Below are 22,859 nucleotides of genomic sequence, written 5' to 3' on the forward strand. Positions count from 1 at the left end.
TCCCGCACACCTCTACTTGGGCAGGTACGGGCTCGGTTTGCCGTACCAGCTGATCCGCAGGGTGTCGCGGGCGCGGGTGGCCGCGACGAACAGCAGTGACCGGGCCTTCAGTTCCTCGCGGGCGAGGCGCCGAGGGTCCGTGTCGCGGTAGCGCTGGACGACGGACGCGCGGGGGATGACGCCGTCGCGGGCACCGACGATGGCGAGCCTCTGGTATTCGAGGCCCTTGAAGCGGTGCATGGTGCCGACGTGGATGTCGCCGTCTCCCTTGGCTCCCTCCTTGGTGAGTTCGGCGACGGTCAGCTCGGCCTCGGTAGCCAGGTGGTACATGACCTGGTTGACGGCTTCGCGGTCGGCGACGCACACCGCGATGGTGCCGCGGGGATCGCGGACCTTGCCGTCGGCTCCGCCGGTGGCGAGTTCCTGGCGCCAGGCTCGCAGGGTGGTGGCGAGCTGGGCGAGTTCGTCGTCCCAGCTCTCGCAACGGACGAGCTCGGGGGCCGGACCACGCAGAACCGAGCGGTAGCCGTCGAGGGTGTCGGTGCCGTCGTCGAGGTCGTCGAAGGTGATCTGGTCGCTCTTGGGGTTCACCACTTCCATGGCCCGGTTCAGGATCTCGCGGGTGGTGCGGTAGCTGAGGGTGAGGCGGGCCGCGCGACCGCGGATGTTGACGCCGACGGTCCCCAGGGTGACCTGTTGGTCGTAGATGCGCTGGTGGGTGTCGCCGGCGATGAACATGTCGTCCTCACCGGGCGCGACCATGGCACGGAGCATCTTCCAGTGGGCGGGCCTGAGGTCCTGCGCCTCGTCGACGACGACGTGCTTGTACCGGTGGCCCAGGTGGTACATGCCGGAGCTGTCGTCGCGGTGGATGAGGTCCTTGCCGCCGATCGCGTCCTTGTACTCCTGCCGTTGCTCGATCTTGACGGCACGCTGCATCTCGAAGCGGGCGGCGCGCTCGGCGGCCTGGCCCCAGGTTTCGCGGCCCTCCTTGTCGAGACGGGTGGTGAACTGCTCCAGGATCTTCCAGATCTGCGCGCGGTCGGGTCGGCTGACGGACCGCCCCCGTCCGGCTCGACGGGCGTCGAAGTACGCCTTGCGCGTGCCGAGGGACTGACCGAGGATCACCTGCTCCCATTCCTCGTAGAGGAACTCCGCGTCCCAACGCTTCTCGTCGAGTTCCAGAAGAACCTGGCGGAGCGTGCCCAGCGCGACGTTGTCGTAGATGCGCTGCTTTCCGGCGCCGGCGACGGTGTTCTCGTTGAGGACGCGGGCGGCGAGCTGGTCGATGTGCGTGATGTCGACGCGGGCCAACTGCTCGGGTTCGAGCAGGGACGCCAGGCGGGCCCGCAGGTCGGTGGTGAGGTTCTTGGTGAAGGTGGTGAGCAGGATCGGCTTGTTGTGGCCGGGGGGCAGCTGTTCGGCGAGGTGCTTGACGCGGTGCAGGGCGACGATGGTCTTGCCGGTGCCGGGGCCGCCGGACACCCTGAACGGGCCGCTGCAGCGGCGGTCCACGAGCTTGGCCTGGGCGGGGTGGAGGAAAACCTTCCAGGCACGGAAGTCGCCCTCTTCGATGATGTCCTTGAGGGCGTCGTCGATGGTGGTGACCGTGGTGCGGGCGAGCGCCGCGTCCAGGTCGTGCCGCTCGGATTCGTCGAGTTCGACGTCGACGGGAGCGGTGATCTCCTTGCGCACGTCCGCGATGGACAGGCCCGCGGCGAGGCCGTACAGGATGTCCTTGGTGAGGAGGGGGGCACCGGAGACGAGAGCGTCGAGTTCGGTGCTCTCGGTGACCGCGAGGGCGAGATCGATGAGCTGTTCGGCGACACCGAGGCCACGGAGGTCTTCGGCGGTGACGTCGGCGAGAAGCGGCTCGGCCTTGGGAACGGCGATCGTGCCGTCCGCGGGTTCGGCGGTGGCCGGTACGGCGGCGGACGTCTCCGGCTCGTCCGCGGCTTCCAGCTGCTCGGCCGGGGTGAGCGTCATCCCGGCCCGCTGCAGAACGCTCTGGCCCACCACGGAGAGGTCGACGAACTCGATCTCTCCGGTGATGCGGTTGATCGCGACGGAGAGTTCTTCGTAGACGTGCTTGCGGTGTCGGACGGCGACGACCAGCCACTTCTCGCGGCCCGCACCGTCGATGCCGATCTTGGCGAGGAGCGCACGGTAGGACTGGTCGATCTTGGCGCGGTAGACGCGGCCGTCGCCCTTGAGCGGCTTGAGGTCGAGACCGGGGTGGTCGGGGTTCTGCCGGAAGCGGTGGCAGAAGTCGTAGAACTTGCCCTTGACCGAGCGGTCGAGCTTGTACAGCTCCTGTTCGGCCTTCTCGTACAGGCTGAGCCGTGCGGTCATCGGTGGGTGGCGCCTTCCGTGTCCGGGAGCAGGGTGAGCAGGGTGTCGAGGTGGTCGAGCCAGTCGGCTGCCGTGCGCACGGTCCAGCCGTCGCCGGTGTACGCGTCGTCCCGCTTCTGGCGTTCCTCGCCGTCGTGGGCGTCGGAGTCCACGAACACCGCCACCTTGGTGGCGCCGGGCCAGGCGAAGTCGGCCTGCCAGCCGCGGTCGCCGAGCTCATGGCCGAAGACCGGGGCTTTCTTGCCCCGTGCGGCGAGTGCCTTGGCCAGCCGGGTGAGGTCGGAGTCGGGCTCGTCCTCTTCGAGGAGTTCGAGGATGTCCTCGTCCCAGACCGCGTCGCGGAGCAGCCCTTCGACCGCCTGCTCCAGCGAGGAGGAGGCCGTGGCCCGGTCCGGCACCACTGCTGGCCCGGTGCTCTCCGCCGCGGCCGTCGTACCGTCCGCCGATGGCCCCGTCGGGGGCGTCTCGGGGTGCAGCCGCGCGATGAGCGTCTCCAGTTCCCCGGGACCGCCTCCGACCCGCAGTGCCTCCACGGCGAAGTCGGCGGCCAGGCTGCTGGCCAGCTGCACGCCGTCGCCGCCCGTGAAGGCCAGGAACTGGAGGAGGTTGGACCAGTAGAGCCAGGACCGCCAGCGGAGTTTGTGTGCGGCGGTCCCGAGCTGGTCGCCGTCCTGGTCGTCGAGTACGGCGAGGGCGCCCCAGCCGACCCCGGCGGTGCCGTCCGGTCCGCCGGACGGGTCGACGGTGTAGAGCAGCGGCAGGCCGTGTTCGTCGGTGGCCGACAGGACGAGGATCTCGCCGTTTCCGGTGACGGGTTCGACGCCGGCCGCCGGGTTCCCGCCCTTCGCGAGGGAGCCCAGGGCACTGCGCAGGGTTGCGCGGGCCTGCGCGGGGTCGACGTTCTGGGCCAGCGGTTCGGGCGCGCTGAGGAGTCCGCCGACCAGCGCCTGGGCCCGCCGCCCCCAGCGGGCGCGGGAGGGGTCGCGGAGGTAGCCGAGGAGCGTGTCGATGGGGTTGGCGAAGACGGCGTCGGCGAGGTCGGCGCGGTCGCCGCCGAGTTCCTCGTACCAGTCCTTGGCGGTGTCCTGGCCGGTGCGCCGGTAAGGCGGCCATACCGGGCGGCCCTTGGCGCGTTCACCCTTCTCGAAGAGTTCGAGGTCGTCCCAGGTGACCTGGAAGACGAGGGCTCCACCGGCTCGCAGCTCGTCCCGCTTCCTGCAGTCGGAAGCGATCCGGTTGTGCGTGCGGGTCGCGTGGAAGCGGTGACCGTCGAGGAAGACGTGCACCTTCTGGGGTGTGCCGTCGGTCCTCTCGAAGGTGAAGTCGGTCCGGGTGAACTCCTCGTCGCGCTGGGCTGTCATGCGCCATGCCGCGGTCCCTGCGAACCGCAGGAGGCCGCTGTGCGCGCCGCTCTCCTCCAGAGCGGCGTCGTCCTGACCGGCGCTCCAGGTACGCAGGGCGGCGAGGAAGCGGGCCTCCAGGTCGGACTCGACCTGCCGGTCCAGGCCGATCGCCGCGGTCGTCGGAATTTCCTTGGTGGCCCAGTGGCTGACCGGGTTTCCCTCGTCGTCGGTGAGCGGACGGCCGTCCTCGTCGACGGGACCGAGCAGGCTGTTGATGATCTCCAGCGCGTCCTTGCGCGAGACCGCGTCCTGGTACCGCTCCTCCGCGTGCCGGTGCAGGCAGCGGTGACAGGCGCGCCGCCCCTCTTCCTTGCAGGGGCAGGCCATCAGCATCTCTCGCGCTTCGGCGAGGGTGTCACGGAAGGCGTCGGGCTTCTTGAGCCGGTCCAGGTAGCCGGTGCCGCCGGGGAGCCGGTCGTACAGGACGAGGAAGTGCCGCCTCTCGCCGGTGGCCGCGTCGGGCATCGTGGCGAGGGTGGTGTCCAGGTGGACGGGGTCGCCGCCGAAGTGCCGGTCGACGCCGAGCCGTAGCGCGGCCCGGAAGGAGTGGACCTTCTCGTCGACGAGGACGGTCGCGGCCGGGAGCAGGATGCGCAGGGCCTCGGTGGTGAGCTGGTGGGCGAGAAGCACCGGTTCCTGCTTCGGCGCGTCCGGCCCCCTCTTGCCCCGGCGCAGCGGGCACCAGGGCTGGTGGTGTTTGACGGCGGGGTTGCGTACGGCGGAGGTGTCGAGGGCGTCGGTGTCGTGGTCGAAGACGGGCTTGCCGTCGGCGCTCGCCGCCCCGCAGGCGGTGCAGACATGGAAGGGCGCCAGCCGGACGTCGTGTCCGGCCAGTTCCTCCTCGGCGCGGGCGTCGAACCGCATCGGGCCGACGTTGATCCTCCGGATGACCGCCTTGCGGGAGTAGTCGACGCCGAAGGTCTCACGGGTGTGCCGCCAGGACGCTTTGGCCTGGATGTGCTCCGCCGGGAAGTCGACCGCGTCGATGACGGTGTAGAAGCGCTGCTCGCGGTCGTCCTTGTCGTCTCCGATGCGGGCGTCGTCGCGCTTGTCGCGGGAGGTGACGACGGTCGGTTCGATCACGTGGTGGAGGCAGGAGCCGTCGTCGGCGATGCCGGTGCTGTGGCAGCGCGGGCACGGGCTGCGGTCCTCGGCGGCGTCCTCGGTGCGGACGTAGCCGCACTCTCGGCAGAAGCGCCAGGGCGTCCAGTCGGGTCGGGTGGAGCTGCCGATCTCGATGCCGGTGATCTGGTGCTTGTAGCCGTTGACGTAGAACGTGTTGCCAGGCGCGAGTTCGGACAGGGCGTAGCGCTGGGGCCGCTCGTACGGGCGCACCTTGGAGTCGAAGCGTTCCCGCCCCGTCTTCGGGTCGGGGCCGTCGAACCAGTACAGCGTGCCGTTGAGCGTGGTGACGGCGTCGAGGAGCGCGTAGTTCGGCAGCAGGCCGAGGTCGCAGAGGGCCTGCTGGGCGGTCACGTTGCCGCGCTTCATCAGGCGTCGGCCGACGGCCCGGTGCTCCGCCTCGAGTTCGGCCTTGCGGACGCGCTGCTCGTCGTCGTCCTCGTGCAGTTCGCGGACGGCCTCGTCGATGAAGGTGAGCCTGCGCCGCAGTTCCTCCTCCCCGCGCTTCCACTGCCGTGCGGCCTCCTCGACGGTGCCGCGCAACTCGCGCCGGGCGTAGGCGCGCAGTTCGTCGGCGGCCTGGGGGCTGACGCCGGTGGGGAAGAGACCGAGGAAGGCCTCCACGTGCTCGGCGGCACCGGCGAGGGCGGCCTCCACGAGGTCTTCGAGGTATCCGGTGGGGCCGAAGAGGGCGGGCGCTTCACGGGGGATCGCGGCGAGCGTCCGCCCGTCGGCGCGCTTCAGCCGGCCCTGCGCGGCGAGGTCGAGAAGGTGGGCGAGGTACTGCCGGCGCAGGATCTCGATGGCCGACAGGTAGCTGCCCGGCGGCACGATCTGCCCGGCGATCATCTCGCGGGGCTGGTCGAGGTAGTACAGGTCCCGGCGACTGCGGTCGGGGATGGTGAGGAGGAAGGCGTTGCCCGTACGCCGTCCCGCACGGCCGACCTGCTGGACGTAGTTGGCGGCGCGGCGGGGCAGCGCGGCCAGCACGACGGCCGACAGGTCGCCGATGTCGATGCCCATCTCCAGGGTGGGCGTGCAGGACAGCACGTTGGGATCCTTGAACCCGCTGCCGTCCCGGAACGCCGCCTCGACCCGTTCGCGTTCCGGGCGGGTGAGCATGCCGGTGTGCTCGGCGGTGATCACCTGGTAGGTGCCGGCCTTGCGGTACAACCTCCGGTAGTAGTCCTCGCGGTGGTCCCGGTCGCGCTGGTGCCGCCCGAGCCCTTCCGGCCGGGTTCCGGCGACGAGACGGCCGGTGCGGCAGCGGTAGGCGGGGCACTTCTGGCCGTCCCACTGGCCGAGCAGGGACGGGTGAACGGTCTGCTCCCAGAAGCAGTACGGGCAGCGGACGAACGCCTCGTTGACCTCGCCGTCCTTCAGAAGCTGGACGTCGACGGCACCCGGCTTGAGCCCGTAGATCCTCAGGCTGCTGTCCTCGGGCGTGCGTGCGGCGAGCAGTCCGGCGGCGACGAGTTCGGGCAGCAGCCGGGACCAGAACTCGGCGGCCTGCTCGCGGGGCAGGCCGAGGCTGCGCTGTGCCCACCGCTCGTACCAGGAGAGGCGTCCGGTGGCGAAGTCGAACTCGCTCCTCGACTTCGGCGCGCTCAGCAGGAAGACGGGCGCGGCTATGCCCTTGGGGAAGGCCCTCATGCCGACGGGCCGCCTGCCCCAGATGAAGTAGCGGCTGGTGCCGGCTTCCTTCAGGTAGCCGTCCAGCCAGCGGTGGCCGATGGCGCCGCGGGTCCGCAGCCGCTCCAGGAAGATCCGGAGGAACCCGAGGTACCGGTCGTCGTCCAGTGCGTCGGGGACGGGCAGTTGGCCGCCCTTGCCGTAGGGGGCGGTGTGCGCGGTGCGGACGATGCCGACAGCGGCCGTCGGGTCGGCTATGCGGACCTGGGCGGCAGCGGTGCGGGTGAGTTCGAGGGTGCGGCCGTTGCGGGAGCGGAACCCGAACTCCATCAGCGCCTCGAACGCGAACCGCTCGCCGATCAACTGCCAGGTCTTGTAGTCCCCTCCCCGGCCCTGACCCGAGAGGAGCTTTTTGACGCCCTTGATGTCGTGCAGGTCGGTGGGGACGACGGCGGCGAGCGTCGTCCGGTCGGTGGTCGCGGCGACCACGTCGGCGATCAGGTCGTTCAGCGCTGTCGGGGCGTCCTCGGAGAGGTGGCTCTTGAACAGGGCGCGCAGGGAGAACGTGTACGACCGGCTGGCGACGAAGCCGGCGCGGTGCGCGGCGTCCTGCACCGAGTCGTTGAACATCAGGGTCTTCGTCTCGCCCTGCTTCTCATCCAGTTCCCCGCCCGTGAACAACTGGGTGACGGAGGCGGCGGCGAGCGCGGCGGCGCCGGTACCGAGGAAGCGGATCGTGTTGCGCGAGCCGCAGGCCGGACACCAGTCCTCCTCGGCAGCGGTGGTCGCGGTCTCCCCCAGGTAGACGAGGACGAACGCCGAGTCGGCGCCGGCCAGCCGAGGGCTCCCGGTCTCCGGTTCGTAGTCGGCCACCGGGTCGGGCAGCCGCAGCCTGCGCTTCGGCCCGTCCAGGACGCGGAGCTGGCCCGCTCCGGCCACACTGAGCGCGTTGGCGTCGGCACGTTGGGCAGCGCGACCTGCCCCTTCCATGGGCGCGGCTCCGGAACCTTCCCGGGCCTCGCCGTCGGTGGCGGCGATGAGATTGCGCACCCGCATCTTGTCCTGGCTGACCGAAGCCCGCCGGATCTTGTGCGTGTCGACCTCGACGTCCAGGTCGTCGGACTCCGGGGTGAAGACCGCCCACCCGGAACGCCCACAGTCACGGCAGTAGACGGCGGGCAGGAACAGGTTCGCCGACTGCCCCTCGGTCGCCGTGGTGACGGGCGCGGTGCGCGCCGCCGCCTCCTCGGAAGTCTCGGGCGCGCCGGCTGTGTCCCACTGGAACTCGGCCTTGGGCCACGGCAGTACACCTCGTACCAGGCGGGACACCGACCGGGCCCACTGGTGGACCTCGACCTGCACGAAGGGACGCGGTTCCTTGGGCGTGGACGCCGGATCACGGGCCACCGAGAGCAACGCGACGAAGCGGGCGAGTGCCTTCGCCGCCACCTCGGGGCGCAGGGTGATGGTCCGGCCCCACGCCTGGGCGCCCCGGCGCCACATTAGGTCCAGGACCTCCGGCATGGAACGCACCTGCCCGTCCAGGGCGTGCAGCACGGCGGCGGTCAGCGGATGCCGCTTCAGCACCAGGCCGAGCGCGAACGGATCGGTGTCCCGACTGCCGGTGACGACCTCGGCGAGAGCGGCGAACTCCTCCTCGCCGAGCGTGGGGTCGGGCAGGGCCGCCAGTTCGTCGGGGGTGGGCACGGGCAGAATCGGATCGAAGTCGCCGCTGGGCACGAACTCGTCCACGGTCAACCGCTGTTCGCCGACGATGGCGTCGGCGGTGAACTCGGTGCCGAACACCTGGGTCGCCACGTCGAGCAACTGCCGCGCTCCGTCGGCGTCCGTCCCGGAGGCGAGGGTCGCCGAGGTGGCGACCGGGCAGATACGACCGAGCGGCCGTCCCTTCTCCGAGGCACCGACGGCGGAGGCGAGCCGACGCAGGAGCATCGCCACGTCGGTGCCCTGGGCACCGTCGTAGGTGTGGAACTCGTCGACGACGACGTACCGGATGTCGGAGCCCGCCCACATCGCCGCGTCGTCGGCGCGCTGGAGCAGCAGGTCCAGCATCTTGTAGTTGGTGATCAGGATGTCCGGCGGCGTGACCTGCATGTCGTACCGGTCGGTGAGCACCCGCCCGTACCGGGTGGCCGCGCGCTCACCGATGTAGAGACCGGCCCGGACCTTGCTCAGCTCCGGGTGGTCGGTGAGAAGCCCGTTGATGCGCTGCGCCTGGTCGGTGGCGAGGGCGTTCATGGGGTACAGGAACACGGCTTTGACGCCGCCGCGCCCGGCCGCCCTCTCGCGGGCGCAGTGGTCGAGTACCGGGTAGAGAAACGACTCCGTCTTACCGGAGCCGGTACCGGTGGTGACGAGGGTCGGCCGAGGGGTCCGGCCGCCTGCGGAGGACAGTCGCTCGAAGGCCACAGCCTGGTGGGCGTACGGCGTCCAGCCGTCCGTGCGTCGCCAGTCGAGGTACTGCTCCCACGAGGGGTCCGCCGGGACGAAGGGCGTGCGCAGTCGGAGAAACGGCCCCCGGAACATGCCGGAGTTGTCGTCCCCCAGGAACCGGTGCAGCGCCTTCCGCGCGCCCTCGTCGGTCAGCGCGTAGGTGGTGGAGAGGTACTGGAGCAGGCTCTCCTTCAACCCCTCTGCTTCGAGCGTCGGCCTCACGGCTTCGGCACCTCCTGCTTGACCGGGTCCCACTCACCGGCGGCGACGGCATCATCCAGCCGCTTCTGGAAGTAGGCGTGAGCTTCGCGCATCTCGGTCTCGCGGTCGGCTTTGTAGAAGGGGGCGGTGTAGCCGTCGGGGATGGGGGTTTGGGGGGCGGGGTTGTTGGCGGGGTCGGCCTGGTGGGCTTTGAAGGCGGGGTCGGCCTGGTACTTCTCGAACTGCTTCCAGTGGTCCTTGTCCTGGCCGTGGCCGTAGGTATAGCGGTCACCGGCGATCTTGCGCTCGGTGGCGTCGAACCAGGTCACGCGGTCGAAGTCCTGCATGATCGGGAAGCGGGCCCGGTACATGGTGATGAGCGTGTCGGCATCGATGCCGAGCCATACGGCCACGAGGGCGTCGATCTCGACGAGGGCGGCACGGCGGGAGTACTCCGTGCGGAGGGGGGTGTCGCGCTGCCAGGTGGGGGTGGTGTCGTTAAGTCGCGTAGACATCAGGGGCCAGGGACGCGCCCAGGGCTCCTTGTCGGCCCATGTGGGGTCGTGGAGTTCCTTCCAGAGGTCGGCGTAGGCGGTGGTGAGGCAGTTGAGGCGGAGGGTGCGGAGGAGGAGGGCGGGGGCTAGGGGGTGTGACGACGGCGGAGCGGGAAGCGCGTGGGATCGATTTTCATGCAAGTCCGACGTACCACTTGTACGGAGAAAATAGTCCAGCGGCAAGGACGACCACATCCCAGCCACCAAAGAGGTGCTGAGGGTGCTGTTGGATACGGCGCTCCGGAGGCCCTCTACGTGAGCGGCACGCGGAGGAATAATAGCCGCATAGAGCGCCCGTTCCGTGTCAGGAGCAATCTGACGGCGCCAGGCAAGCCTATAGAACGCCGTATACGGTTTCATGGACCGCGCTGCGAAGATTTCATCCACCGACTCGTACGAGACTTCCCTGGGCTGGCATCCCAGTTTCTTCGCAAGTACTGCTTTCACGGCCCAGATCTCCTGACCTGAAGCCCGCAGTCGCTCCAATTCCTCACGGTCCAGCCACCGTCGCTGCTCACTCCGATACGCGGCCCTGTCCGCGACCCGCCGGTACTCCGACTCTGGGACCGCGTCTGACGGCAGCGCGAGGTGGTTCAGCCCGCGCACTTCTCCACCGCCCTGACTGGGCTGCTTGAAGAACGGGTTGGCGACGCCGATCTGCGGTCCCTTGAGAACGACGTCCTCCCAGGTGTCCGCCCGGTAGTCATCGCGATCCCTAAGGTCCTTGTTGTAGTCGATAAGCGGCGTGTCTTCATCAGGCCCATAGATAGGCTTCTTGGCTCCACTCTCATCAAATCCGCGTGTGATCTGTGGAGAGAGCGCGCCAAAGCGCAGCGGATGCTCCGCAAGTGCGTCGATAGCCAGGTTCTCGGCCGTGCTGACCGGCGTCAACAAATGCGCTCGTTCGACGGGCACATCCTGCTCCCCCGAGAGCCTCTGCCAGCGCGCCAAGGTGTCGTTGGTAACCCGAACGACACGCTTACCGTGGGGTCGCTCGTCCCAGTCGCCGTCGAACTTCACACCAGGCGCGTCCCCCTTGCCGTCGTGCGCCGCTGACAGGCGGAATGCGTCAACGGAGAAGAGCCAGGACAGGTGCTGGAAGTCGATCTCCCCACGCGTGCCGTAGATGTGTACGCCGAAGTGGCTGGACCGGCCGACGGGTGGCGGAAAGAATCGGTTGCCCGCATTAACGAAGTCACCGTGCATCCGCAGTCTGCGATAAGCGGCCTCACGAAGCGCGGCCTCCGTGTCCCCGTTGAAGTGGGTATCCGGGTGGACCAAGCCAGCGCTACCGAACGCTGCCGTGTGGTCCCACGCCTGGCACATGAAAGCCCGGTACAGGTCTGGCTGACCACCCGAAACAAGCGGATACACCTGCGGCGCCGCCAGGTAGTCAGCCAGCGTTGCCGTGGCCGTCAGCTCCGCCAGTGTGTACGCCACCACTTCCGCCCTGGCCAGCTCAGCTATACGCCGCCGATACTTCTCGGTCGCTGGGGGCTTCTCCGTGAGCATGAACCATGGCTCGAACTCCGCGAGGACCGCGTTCTCCTTCCACCGCGGCTGAACCCAGGGCGGGTTCCCCACCTGAAGATCGAACCCGCCCCCCTCCGCGAAGGCGAGCGCGAAGTCCAACTCCCAGTGCAGGAAACCCTGTTCCTCCGCAATTTCCCTCACGACCCCCATCCAGGGGTAGCGTGCCTCCGGGTCGGTGCGGTCCATCCACATCTCGTCCAGGAGCAGCTTCTCGTACTCTCCCAAATCTTTGAGGTTGTCGAGGTCAGATCCAATACTGCCGTCGGGGACCGAGCCCACCCCGAGCATGGACTCCAGGAAGTCCAGCCAGTCGTTCAGGTCCTTGAGCGGAATGACAGGGCGGCGGCGCTTCGGAGCCGGACCGGTCGGCTTCCTCCGCTGCTTCGGTACGCCGCCTGACTTCTGCACCTCGTAGAAGTAGTCACCCTCCGCCTCCATGTCCGCATCGTCGAGGGAGGGCTGGTCACCGACCATCTGGAAGAGCAGGCCCGCCTGAGCGAACCGGGGCGCGGGCCCGCTCGCCGCAGGAGCAGGCGCAGGTTCGCTGCTCGGCCGCGCCTCCTCTGGCGCCACCTGGGGCGTCTGCAACTCCCCGAACCCGCCCAGCAACTCCTCCACGTCGACGGACTCCGTCGCGTACTCCCCGTCCGTGCCGTCGAGCAGACCGGCCTTGTCCACCGGCCAGAACCACAGCGCGCACCAGGCGTCCATCACCTGCTTGAGCCGCCAGTACGGCGTGTCCACGGCGTTGAAGAGGTCCGCGTAGACCTTCTCCTTGGACAGCCGCGTCGCACCGGCACCGTTCTCGGCCCGGCGCAGGAACCCGAACTCGTCGTCCGCCGGGTCGGCTTCCCATACGTCGATGCTGCGGGCGATCTCCCGCTCGGACAGCTCCATCCGCCTGACGACGAGCTTCCACAGGAACTCCGCGCGCCGTGACGCGTCCCGCAGCCGCGTGTACTGGGAGGCGGCCTCGTCACCGGTCTTCCGGTCGATCCTCGGCGTACCGGCCTGCGTGTACTTCCGCTCCGGCTTCTGGAGGACGCCCTTCTTCCAGTCCTTCAGCTGCTCGACGCCGTCCCCGGCCAGCTGCCCCAGCAGCTTCTTCGCATCACCGCCCGCCCGTGTCACCGCGGCCCAGCCCGGTGTCGGCAGCAGGAACTGGTGCACCGCCCCGTCCGGCAGCGGCAACCACTGTCCGCCCGCCTCGTTGTCCCGGAACGGCAGCCGCGTCGGCGCCTGGGTGCCGTTGTCCATCAGCCACCTGGGCTTGCCCTTGTGCGGCGCCACGTCCCCCGCCGCGTACACCGCCCGCCGCCCGCCGATCAGCGAGTTGCCGCGCCGCAGGTGCAGCCCGAACCACGGCGCCCGCATCCCGGGGTGCATGGTGTTGAGCCACAGCGAGACCTCCGCCAGCTCGACGCCCGTCCGGTTCAGGTCGACGCCGTACGCGTTGTGCAGGGCGACGTACGCCTTGACCTTCTGCTTCTCCGTCAGCGCTTGCGAGGTCGGGATCGAGCGGCCCAGCTCGTCCTGCCGCCGCCGCAGATACTCCTCGGCGACCTGGTTGATCGCCTCGTTGAGGAACGCCCCGGAGCCGAGCGCCGGCTCGCAGATGCGGTACTTCAGCAGCTCGGAGGCGCGGGTCTTGACGACGTTTCCCGCCTCGTCCTTCTCCTGGTCGAGGCGGTGCTTCAGGGCCAGTTCGACGGTGACCTTCGTCAGCGATTCGGGGGTGTAGTAGGAGGCGGAGGTCTCCCGGTCACGTCCGGCGAGGCGGTAGACGAACGTCCCCGCCGGGTACTTCTTCGGCCCGCGTAGGCCCTTCTGCTCGCGGTCCCCCTCGTCGTACAGGACCCAGGTCTTCTCGTCGTACTCCTTGAGCCGGTGGGCGGGGACGAGCCACGACCCCTTCTCCGGGTCGCCACCCTTGGCGACCTCCGACAGCTCCTCCTCGGCGATGATGCCGGTGTACGACATCAGGCCCTCGTAGACCGCGCCGAGCTGGTTGATGCCGAGGTTGCGGTACGAGATGAAGCCGCCGCGCTCACCGCGCCGCTTGGCTTTCTTCATGGTGAGCAGGCGCAGCACCTCGTGCAGGGCGCTGTTGCGCAGGCACAGGTCGAGCCAGACCGGGCCGTCGGGGCTGTCCTCGTCGTGGCGGGGGTCGCGGGTGCCGCGGCCGATGAGCCGTACCGCCGCCGGTTCGAAGAGCTCGCTGCGCAGCGGTTCGAAGCGCAGGCCGCGGCCCTCGCTGCGCTGCTTGGCCTTCTTCTTGCGGGTCTCGGCGTCGTCGCCGTCGCGCTCGTCCCACGGTTCGGTGCCGTACTCGCGGTGCCCGTAGTTGACCTTGTTGAAGAGGAGGTCGAGGGAGTCGTGCAGGTGGGTGCCGTTGCGGGCGGTCTCGTCCGTGAGCTGGGCGTCCCGCTCGACGATCTCCCGGAGCCGCGCCACCGAGTAGCCGGCCTCGTAGGTGCCGTCGTCGGCGGGGAGGATGCCCAGTTCGGGGCGGGCCTCGGCGTACAGGAGGAACAGGATGCGGTAGAGGTAGCGCAGTGCCTCGCGGGTGAGCTGCCGGGCGAAGGGCTCCCCCGGCTTTTCGAGGTCGCGCGGTTCGAGACCGGCTTTCTCCAGCCGGGCCAGGACCTCGTTGGCGATGATCTCGACGGACTTCTGGAGCCCCTGGCGCAGCTCGCCGGAGACCCCGACCGCGTTGTCCCGGGACGCCTTGACCAGGGCGTCGATGGCGGGGCCCTTGCCGTCCTCGGCCGGCACGAGGGCGTCGTGGCTGAACAGGCCGGCGATGGTGGCGAGTTCGCCGGTCTGGCGGCGGTCGTAGCGCTCCAGGGCGGCGTCGACATTGGCGGCGAGGTAGCGGCCCTCGCCCCATGCCTGCCGGTCGGCGAGGACGATCACGCCGCCGCAGAGCAGCAGGACGAAGCGCGGGGCGCTGCCGCCCTCGCCGCCCAGTTCGCTCTGGAACAGCCAGGTGGCGAGCGCGTGGCCGGACTCGTAGGTCTCGCCGTTGCCCACCGTCCTCAGCGGGTGGAGCAGACGGCCGTAGCCGTCGGCGTCCAGGGCGGTGTCGTTGCTCGCGGACCAGCCGCAGTCGACGGCGACGATGCCGTCTCCGTGCCAGGCGACCTTGACCGTGTGGTCGCGTCCGGCGCGGTGGACGGGAAGTTCGAGCGGACCGTCCGCGGCGTCGGCACCCGGGTAGCCGAGGGCGGCGAGCACCTTGCGGTGCCATGCGGCGACGCGCCCGCACCACTCCTCGTCCTCGTAGGTGTTGAGGCGCTCCTCGAAGCCCTCCTTGTCGGGGTGCTCGTCGTCCTCGGCGTCCGCCTTGGCCTGCTCGGCGAAGAACCCCCGGAACTTCTCGTCGAGGTAGACGGAGCGCAGACCGCGCAGGGCGACGCGCGGTGTGATGCGCTTGTCGTTCTCGTCGGACTCGCGGTACGTCCAGGCCGCGAACACGCCCTTCTTCAGGCCGTCGGCGAGCTGCTCGGCGAAGTAGTGCGCGGACAGGTACTCGCCGCGGTTGGAGAAGGAGTCGAAGTCGGTGCTCATCGGGCGGTCGCCTCTCCGGCGTCGGGCAGGTCGGTCGCGGCGGACCCGGCGGTGGGCGGTACGGGAGTGGCGGCGAGCGGTTCGAGGACGGCGAGAAGCCGCAGCAGCGGGGCGCCGGAGGTCCGCAGGGAGCGGATCAGCGTCCGGCGCCGGTCGGCCGTGAGGTTCACGTCGTTCTTCTTCTTCTGGGAGCGGCGGGCCTCCGCGGTGAACAGCGCGGCCTGCTTCCACTCGGTGACGCGCTTCTCGAACGGTGCGAGCACGGCCTCGATCTGCTGCGCGTACTCGGCTTCGCGCCCCTCCAGGAAGCGCCGCGCCTCGGCGACCGCGGACGGCACCCCGCGCTGGAGCACGTCCTTGTTCACCGGAGCGCCACGCCCCGGCATGCTCGGGCCGACCCGGCAGACGGCGAGGAAGGCGTTGTCCATGCGGTAGGTGCGCGGGGCGTCGGGCAGGCCGGTGACGGCCATCCACTCGACGACGGTGGGACGTCCGGCCTTGTTCGAGTAGATGCCCTGGAGGAGGTAGACCGGGCCGTCGAGCGCGGCGGGCAGCTCCGGATCGATGTCCGCTGCCTTGTCACGGTCCGGGTCGAAGGCGAGCACGAAGGCCTCGTCGTGGCGGAGCGCGGCGAGCGCCTTGTCGGTGACCCAGTCCAGCACAGGGTGCACATCGGAGACGTAACTGACGTTCGGCCACTGGCTGTCGGACTCCTCGCGGGCCACCTTCAGTCGCTTGCCGGCGAGGCCCTTGTCGAACGTGAGGCGGATGCGCGCCTCCTTGTTCGCCGTGGGGAGGATCTCCTGCTCGGCCAGATAGGACTTGGGCAGGGCCTTCAGACGGTGGAGGAGGTCCGGCGGCGGCTGGAAGGCGAGGGTTCCGTCACCTTCGCGCCGGAGCTTGAGGGCGATGTCGGGGCTGATGGGGTGGCAGACCTGGCGGAGGGCCTCGTCGAAGTAGTCGGAGGTGGCGGTGGCGCTGCCGACCGTGCCGAACAGGCTGGGCACGGTGGCGCGCGGCACGTCGTCCGTCGGCTTCTTCGCTCCGACGTTGCCCATCGCCCTGGCCAGCATGGCCTTCGCTCCGCCGCCCGACGTCGACGACGACTGCTCGATCGACTCCTCGACGGTGCGTCCGGCGATGAGGTCGCGGGTGAGCCGGTCCTCCTCCTCCTTCGCCTTGTAGATCCCGGTGACCGCTTCCGCGGTGCCCTCGATGCGGTGGGCCTCCTCCTCGCGGGCGAGCAGCTTCGCGCCGACGAGGCGGTCGTCGAGCGGCAGGGGCTCACCGGTCGCGTCGTCGGTGCGCCACTCCACGTCGCTGGTGAGCACCAGGGCCCGGAACCGGGGATTCTTCTTCTGCCCGTAGCGGTCGATGCGGCCGTTGCGCTGCTCGATGCGGATCAGCGACCAGGGAAGGTCGTAGTGGATCAGCTCGTGGCACTGCTGGTGCAGGTTGACGCCCTCGGAGGCCACGTCGCCGGTGAACAGCAGCCGGACGTGCTTCGTGGCCAGGCCGAACTCCTCGACGATGCGCTGCTGCTCCTGCTCGCCGGTGGCGTCGCCGTGCATGACCTCGACGACCCCGCCGTACGCCTTCCAGGGCTTGGATTCCTTCTCGCCCTGGTCCGACTGCTTCGCCCGCGGGAATCCGAGCCGGGCCGGGACGGTCTCGGCCAGCCATTTCAGGGTGGGGATGCGCTCGGAGAAGACCACGACACGGGTGTCCGAACCGGGACCGACACCGATGTCCTCCAGGACCTTGACCAGGGCTTCGAGCTTGGACGAGTCGTCGTCGACGAGGTCGTCGGCGAGGCGGGCCAGGTCGACGATCGCCTTCCGCTCGATCTGCCGCGCCGCCTCCAGCTGGGCCGGGTCCTGGCCCTTGCGGCCCTTCAGGGGCTTCTCAAGGGTCTTGGTCCGGGCAGCGACGGAGACCTGGAAGGCGCGGTGGGAGGAGAGGAACGCCTTCAGCAGGTTGTAGGCGACCATCGAGTCCACGCACACGGAGGAGGCCGCCGGGTCGCGCGGGATCCAACGCGCGGCCAGCTCCGCCAGGACTGCCTCTTCCTTCTCGGTCGCCTCGGCGAACACCGGCTTGGACGGACCGCGGTCCGCCCATTCGCCCTTGAGGGAGTCGCGCACCTCACGGTCCGTCTTGGTGCGGCGGATGTACAGGTGCTTGAGGTCCTTCACGTCGTACGACGAGGAGTCGGCGATCGCCGCGTCGTCCAGCATGCCGATCAGTTCGGCGAAGGACTCGCCGTCCCCGTTGTGGGGGGTGGCGGAGGCCAGCACGAAGGCGTCGCTGCGGCGGGCGAGGAGCCGGGCCAGGCCGTTGTTCTTCGTGTTCCGGTTGACCAGGTTGTGCGACTCGTCGATGACGACGGCGTCCCACTCGGTGTTCTCCAGGTGGTGGGCGTAGACGTCGCTCTTGAGGGTGTCCACGGAGATGATCGCCCGCTTGAAGTAGGCGAACGGGTTCCGGCCGGCCGGGATGTCCTGCTGGATGCGCTGGATGCCGGTGGAGTCGAGGCGGACGAGCGGGATGGAGAAACGGGTCCACAGCTCACGCTGGAACTGCTCCAGGACGTGCGCGGGGGTGACCACGAGGATGCGCTCACCGCGGCCCCGGCGGATCAGCTCGGCGAGGAGGACGCCGATCTCCAGGGTCTTGCCGAGACCCACCACGTCCGCGATGAGCACACGCGGCTGGGGGTTGTCCTTCGACAGGGCCAGCTCGGCGGGGCGGAGCTGGTGCGTCTGCTGGTCCATGAGGAAGTTGCCGACCAGCGCGAGCCCGTGCTCGGTCTGCGGCAGCGCGGTCTTGCGGATCACCGCCTCCAGGTAGAGGCGCGCCTTGCGGTGGTTCGGCGAGGCGTCGGAAACCAGACGGGTCTTGTCCGGGTCGATCGGCTCGATGTGGTCCAGCTTCTCGTAGAAGACGGCGTCCATGCCGCGCACCAGGGAGGAGACGCCGGTGACCTCGACCATCCAGCCGTCGTATTTGGTGTCGGCAACCTTCTTGACCAGCCACTGCTCGTTGCGCACCACGACCTGGGAACCGGGGGCGAACCTGGGACGGCGCGAGCGCGGCCCGGCCTCGGACGGGGCGTCCGGTGCGGTCCGCTCACGGACCGTCGAGCCGTCCACCGAATCGAAGGTCCCCTGACCCGTAACCGTCGTGCCGTCGCCCGCCCCCGCACCGCTCACGAACCGCTCCGTTCCCTCGTCGTCCCTGACGTCCCGCATACCGTTCTCACTGCCGCTTTCCGGTGTTCTCGCCCGCCGCCGGTGCTGACGCGCCGCCTCGGCACTCCTGTGAACCGCCCTGCCTGCTCACCGCATGTCACAGGGCCGGTTGCATCGCGTACCGGGCTCTCAGTTCCTCGGCCACCTTCTGCGACGCCGGTTTCCGGCCGGGCCTGCGGGGCGGCTCGACAGGCGCCCGCTCGGCAGGACGGGAGGCGGCGTCCCCACGATCCGCACTGGCGTCCGACGGCACGACCGCGGACCCGGTGTGGGTCTCGTCCACCCCTGCCGCACCGGAGGACTCGGGTTCCGCCCCGTCCTCGGCGGCGTCGGGGCGGGCAGGGCGGTCCAACGGGCTGTCAACGCCGTCCTCGTCCACGACCTGGGTGTGCACGTCGGGCGCATCGCCGTACTGGACTGCGATGCGCTCCCACACCGATGGCGAGGGCCCGGCGCGACCGTCCCCTCCGCCGGAGGGAGCCGCTACGTCGATCAGTGCGTATCGCGCCTCGACAGGGGTGAACCCCGCGTCCTTCATCAGCGCCACGCACCGGTCCGCGACCTCCGCGAGCGCGGGCCGGTTCTCCGGAGCGTGGGCGAGCATCGCCGTGACCAACTGGACGAGCGCCTTGGGCAGCCCTGAGAGGTCCGGCGGCTGGGTCTCGTCGGTCACCTGGGCGACGATCGCCGGCCAGCCGCGGCCGTCGTACGGGTAGTGGCCGGTCGCGGCGTACAGCAGGACCGTGCCCAGGCCGTACACGTCGGCCGGCGTCCTCACCCGGGAACGGCCGAGTGCCTGCTCCGGCGGCATGCAGCGGACCGTGCCGATGATCATGCCGTCGTGCGTGAGGGTGTCCTTGCCCGCGTCCAGGAACGCGCCCAGCCCGAAGTCGATCAGGATCGGGCCGTACTCGCCGAGCATCACGTTCTGCGGCTTGAGGTCGCGGTGCAGCAGATCGACGGCGTGCACCGCCTCCAGTCCCTCGGCGAGCAGCGCGCCGAGGCTGGCGACCAGCGGCACCGGGAGGGTCCCTGCCCTCTCCACCTGCTCGTGGACGGTCAGCCCGGGCACATACTCGACGGCCATCCACGGCTCGTCGGCGTAAGGGTCGGCGTCAAGGAAACGGGCCACCCGGTTGGTTCCGACGACCGTCCGGGCGATCAGCGCCTCTCTCTCGAACCGCGCTCGGGTCGCCTGATCGAGTCTGTCGTTCCTGATCACCTTCACCGCGACCGGGTCGCCGCCGGGCGAGTAGGCCAGATAGACCTGTCCCATGCCCCCCGCGCCCAGCTCGCGCTCAACCGTGTACCGGCCGATCTGCGCGGGCACCTCAGTCATCTCTGCCGCGTCACCCTCTCGTGCCCACCTGTCCCGGCACGTCACACTTTCACCGAAGGTTCACCTTATCGCTGCGGCCGGAGTGCCGTCATCGGGTTCGCGGGCTCTGACATCGGCGAACGCGGAGCCGGCCAGGAACGGCGCCCGTTTTCGAACCACTGCTCACCGTACGCAGTCCCGAAGCTGCCGGGCGAACGAGGTCAGGTCCCTCATGTCCTCCCGCGGCAGCGGATCGTCGTCGAAGTGAGCGATCCTGTTCCTGATGATCTGCACACGCTGGAGATGGTGGACGAACTGGCCGCGGTCCAGTGCAGGGCGGCCCAGGGCGAGCCAGTTGGCGTCGGCACGCTGAGCCAGTGCGGTCCTTCTCTGAGTGCCGTCCAGGAGCAGGACGTAGTCGCCGAACATAAGGTCCTCCACCTTGCCGGTGCGGTGCTCCGGCTTACGGTTGGTCGCCTGCACGGCGATGACCGCTTCTGCGTCCAGACGGGCACCCAGCCAGCGACGGAGCAGCGACTCGATCTCACCGAGAAGGAAGAACGGCCGGGCGGTGTTCTGGAACCGGCGGACGATCTCCTGATACGTGACAATGCCGGATATTCGGCCGTCCTGCCCTCGCACCAGCACGTACCCTTGATCGACGAGCATGGGCAGACAGCTGAACAGATCCTCCCTGCTGTCGAACACCGGCAGGGACTCCTGCTGCATGGCGTTCTCCAGAGTCGTCTCCCAGCCGTTCTCGTACATGAGGGCGATCGACTTCCAGGTGACCACTCCGTGGAGCTCGGTCATGTTGCTGACCACGGGGATCTGGTTGTAACCCTCGTAGCGCATGAGATAGGTGGCCTGGCTCAGCTCGGCACCAGGGGGGACGCACTCGAGACCGACCACGGCCGAGGGCAGTTCCCCCAGCAGCAGGCGCTGCGGCAGCGCTCCCGGCGGCAGCGGATCAGCCGGCACGGCGGGATCTTCCTCGGGTGCCACAGTCGTGGTGGCCGCGACCGGCACGAGCCGCACCCGGGCGAGGGTCGGACAGGTGGAGAAGTCGGGAAGCGTCGTCAGTCCGGCAGCTGCCAGTGACTCGTTCATCTCCCGGATGATGCCGGTCTGCCGCACCCGCACTTCGTACAAGGCCAGCAGGTCGGAGAGCGCGAGTTCCGCCCCCTTGAGGGCGATCAGCTCTGCCGTCGTCGGCTTCTTCATCAGCGCTCCCCCTCTTCGTCAGCAGTGCCGCGGACGACCGTGGTGCGCTTGCCCATGGCCTGGAAGACCAGGTCCTCCAGCGCAGAGGCGCGCGCCTCGAAGAACGCGACGTAGTCGTTGGCCCGCAGCGCCTTGGCATCGATGAGATGGGTCGAGATCACGTCGTCGAACCACTCGGAGCGCATGTCGGCCGCCGCCGCAAGGGGCTCCAAGTACGCAGCCGGGGCACCACTGAGGGCCTGGGCTGCCCGAAGTGACAACGGCGTTTTGTTGATGATGGAGCTGGCCGGGAAGCGCTCGTCGAGATTCCGGCGCACCCAGTTCTTCGGGAAGATCTGGTGCACGTCGACGCCGTACTCCACCAGCCGGCCCGGAGCCATCGGGCTCTCGGTGTAGTGCCAGTCCACAGCACCCTGGCGGATCAGGAGCGCGAAAATGCCCTTGTACGCGGCACTGTTGCGGGTCTTGAGGCTGAACAGGCGCTCAGGGACGAAGAAGGAGTCGGTGATCGTGTCGGGGACTTCGCCGTCGTCACGGACCCACGCGATCAGTTGCTCCACGTCACGGGTGAACCGGGTCTCCGTCGAGCCGCCGTACATCTCACCGAGAACGCCGCACCAGTACCACTGTGTGATCTTCTGAGTCGCGCCCGGGTTGTCGAGTTCTTCACCGAGGATCGCCCGGACCGCGGCCAGTGGAACCACCTGCGTCCGGTACGGCAGGTCCGCGGCCTGGACGATGCACTGTGTGAACAGAAACTCCCCGACCCATTCGAAAGCATCTCGAAGACGGGGGGCGAGCTCCTGGAAGTCCTCCAGTGGGAGCTCCAATAGATCGCGCCGCTTGCAGGAGACGCCCACCGTGGAATCGAGCAGCTTGCGGTTCCACGTCCGCACCAGGGCCACTGCCTGGAGAAAGTCGCTGTTGGTCAGACCGTCGTCGAGGTCCACCTCCAGGCGGCCGAGCACGGGGTACCGCTCCGCCACATGCTCCTTGATCGAACGCCATACGGAGGGTAGGTCGTAGTAATCCCCCGTGCGACTCGTGTACCCACGATCACCGGCATAGGTAGCAGTCAGCAATTCGAAGACGTTGAGCGGGACGCCTCCGGTGTTGACTCGTTCGAAGACAGCACAAACGGCGTCCATGGACGTCGACGAGGACAGATTGATCATCGGCACCTGGAACGACCTGACGGGGTGCAGCACCTGGTCCTCGAACTTGATCCACAGATCGAAGTTCTGCGCCTCGTCCGCCCTCTCGTACTCGCGACGCCATGCATTGACCCTCTGGGTGTCGAAGACGATCCGCAGGGGGAACAGCCCCGCAGCGCATTCACCCGCGGTGTCGCTGAGGTCGTGCACGACCTTGCGCCCGAAATCCCTGCGCAGGATGCGGTCCTCCGGCACAGAGACGATCGCCTCGTCGCGGTCGGACGGTGAACCGGTCGCCTTCGCTATGTCGACGTAGTACCAGCGGCGGACCGACTTACCCCGTGTGTCCACGGTCCGGACTGGCGTATCTGCCACGTGCAGAGCTTGGAAGAGGGACGTCAGACGCTGCTGGCCGTCCAGCAGCAGGAGACTGGGATCCCGCTCGGCGACCGACTCCGCACCCGTGAGCGGCCTGGTACGGAAGCGGGAGGCACCACCGGTCTCCAGCGTCATCGTGACACCCAGGGGGTAATCGAGCGTCACGGTCGCGATGATGGCCCTGATGCGGTCGTCGTCCCACTTCCAATCCCTCTGGAAGTCGGGGAGTTGAAGCCTTCCTGAGGCGACGTCACCGAGAAGCGTCTTGAGATTTGCACTGTCCAGCCCTGCCACGTGCCCCGTTCCCCACCCTCGCGTCTTCGCGGACAAGGCATTGCACCAAGGGAAACTTGCGCCGTCAACAGGTACTTGACGCAACGTCACATGTGGGTAGCCGGGCCGGGCTGAAAGTCGCCGTCACATGGGTCCAGTGCCGAGGGTGCGTCGAGACGGCCGCTTCGTCTGCCCGGGATAGGTGAGATCCGGCTTACGCTGAGTGTCTACCACCGAGTTCGCCACTGTCACGCGTTCGGTGGCTGCTCGCGCAGCCACCGATGTTCCTCATGGAGGCGCTGCGCGAAGTCGCTGCCATCTGCGTGAGACGCTGCCGGCGAACGGTCACCCAGGCCAGCACCCCGGGGGGCGGCACCACCCGGAAGGCCATGCCCATTCCCGGATGCAGCGGCCGTTCGCCGGCCGACTGAGCCTTGCCT

At 69.1% G+C, this 22,859-nt stretch carries 7 protein-coding genes; all 7 read right to left on the reverse strand.

The window, feature by feature from the left end:
- Positions 1 to 12: 12 nt before the first annotated feature.
- The 7 genes from ABZS71_RS03865 to ABZS71_RS03895 all read right to left on the reverse strand — a co-directional run bounded on the left by ABZS71_RS03865 (position 13) and on the right by ABZS71_RS03895 (position 22,440).
- Positions 13 to 2,352 (reverse strand): UvrD-helicase domain-containing protein, encoded by a 2,340-nt coding sequence (locus tag ABZS71_RS03865; RefSeq protein ID WP_356207374.1) that lies wholly within the window; start codon positions 2,350 to 2,352, stop codon positions 13 to 15.
- Positions 2,349 to 9,185: a DEAD/DEAH box helicase gene (locus ABZS71_RS03870; protein WP_356207376.1), complete on the reverse strand. Its 6,837-nt coding sequence runs from the start codon at positions 9,183 to 9,185 to the stop codon at positions 2,349 to 2,351. Before ABZS71_RS03870 ends, ABZS71_RS03865 begins: the two co-directional genes overlap by 4 nt.
- Positions 9,182 to 14,821: a hypothetical protein gene (locus ABZS71_RS03875; RefSeq protein ID WP_356207379.1), complete on the reverse strand. Its 5,640-nt coding sequence runs from the start codon at positions 14,819 to 14,821 to the stop codon at positions 9,182 to 9,184. Before ABZS71_RS03875 ends, ABZS71_RS03870 begins: the two co-directional genes overlap by 4 nt.
- Positions 14,818 to 18,072 carry a DEAD/DEAH box helicase gene (locus ABZS71_RS03880; RefSeq protein ID WP_356207380.1) on the reverse strand — a complete coding sequence of 1,085 codons (3,255 nt, stop codon included), beginning with the start codon at positions 18,070 to 18,072 and terminating at the stop codon, positions 14,818 to 14,820. The genes ABZS71_RS03875 and ABZS71_RS03880 overlap by 4 nt, the downstream gene beginning before the upstream one ends.
- A gap of 97 nt (positions 18,073 to 18,169) precedes the next feature.
- A complete protein-coding gene (locus ABZS71_RS03885; protein WP_356207382.1) occupies positions 18,170 to 19,411 on the reverse strand; it encodes a serine/threonine-protein kinase in 1,242 nt (413 codons plus the stop codon).
- Positions 19,412 to 19,573: 162 nt separating this feature from the next.
- Positions 19,574 to 20,614: a CBS domain-containing protein gene (locus ABZS71_RS03890; protein WP_356207384.1), complete on the reverse strand. Its 1,041-nt coding sequence runs from the start codon at positions 20,612 to 20,614 to the stop codon at positions 19,574 to 19,576.
- Positions 20,614 to 22,440 (reverse strand): DUF262 domain-containing protein, encoded by a 1,827-nt coding sequence (locus tag ABZS71_RS03895; protein WP_356207386.1) that lies wholly within the window; start codon positions 22,438 to 22,440, stop codon positions 20,614 to 20,616. The genes ABZS71_RS03890 and ABZS71_RS03895 overlap by 1 nt, the downstream gene beginning before the upstream one ends.
- Between the last annotated feature and the right edge of the window lie 419 nt (positions 22,441 to 22,859).

The organism is Streptomyces sp. NPDC005393, assembly GCF_040606675.1.
Taxonomy (GTDB): Bacteria; Actinomycetota; Actinomycetes; order Streptomycetales; family Streptomycetaceae; genus Streptomyces.

Coding starts and splice junctions, on each gene's coding strand:
- ABZS71_RS03865 (WP_356207374.1), bottom strand. CDS start 2,352: ATGACCGCACGGCTCAGCCTGTACGAGAAGGCCGAACAGGAGCTGTAC.
- ABZS71_RS03875 (WP_356207379.1), bottom strand. CDS start 14,821: ATGAGCACCGACTTCGACTCCTTCTCCAACCGCGGCGAGTACCTGTCC.
- ABZS71_RS03880 (WP_356207380.1), bottom strand. CDS start 18,072: ATGCGGGACGTCAGGGACGACGAGGGAACGGAGCGGTTCGTGAGCGGT.
- ABZS71_RS03885 (WP_356207382.1), bottom strand. CDS start 19,411: ATGACTGAGGTGCCCGCGCAGATCGGCCGGTACACGGTTGAGCGCGAG.
- ABZS71_RS03890 (WP_356207384.1), bottom strand. CDS start 20,614: ATGAAGAAGCCGACGACGGCAGAGCTGATCGCCCTCAAGGGGGCGGAA.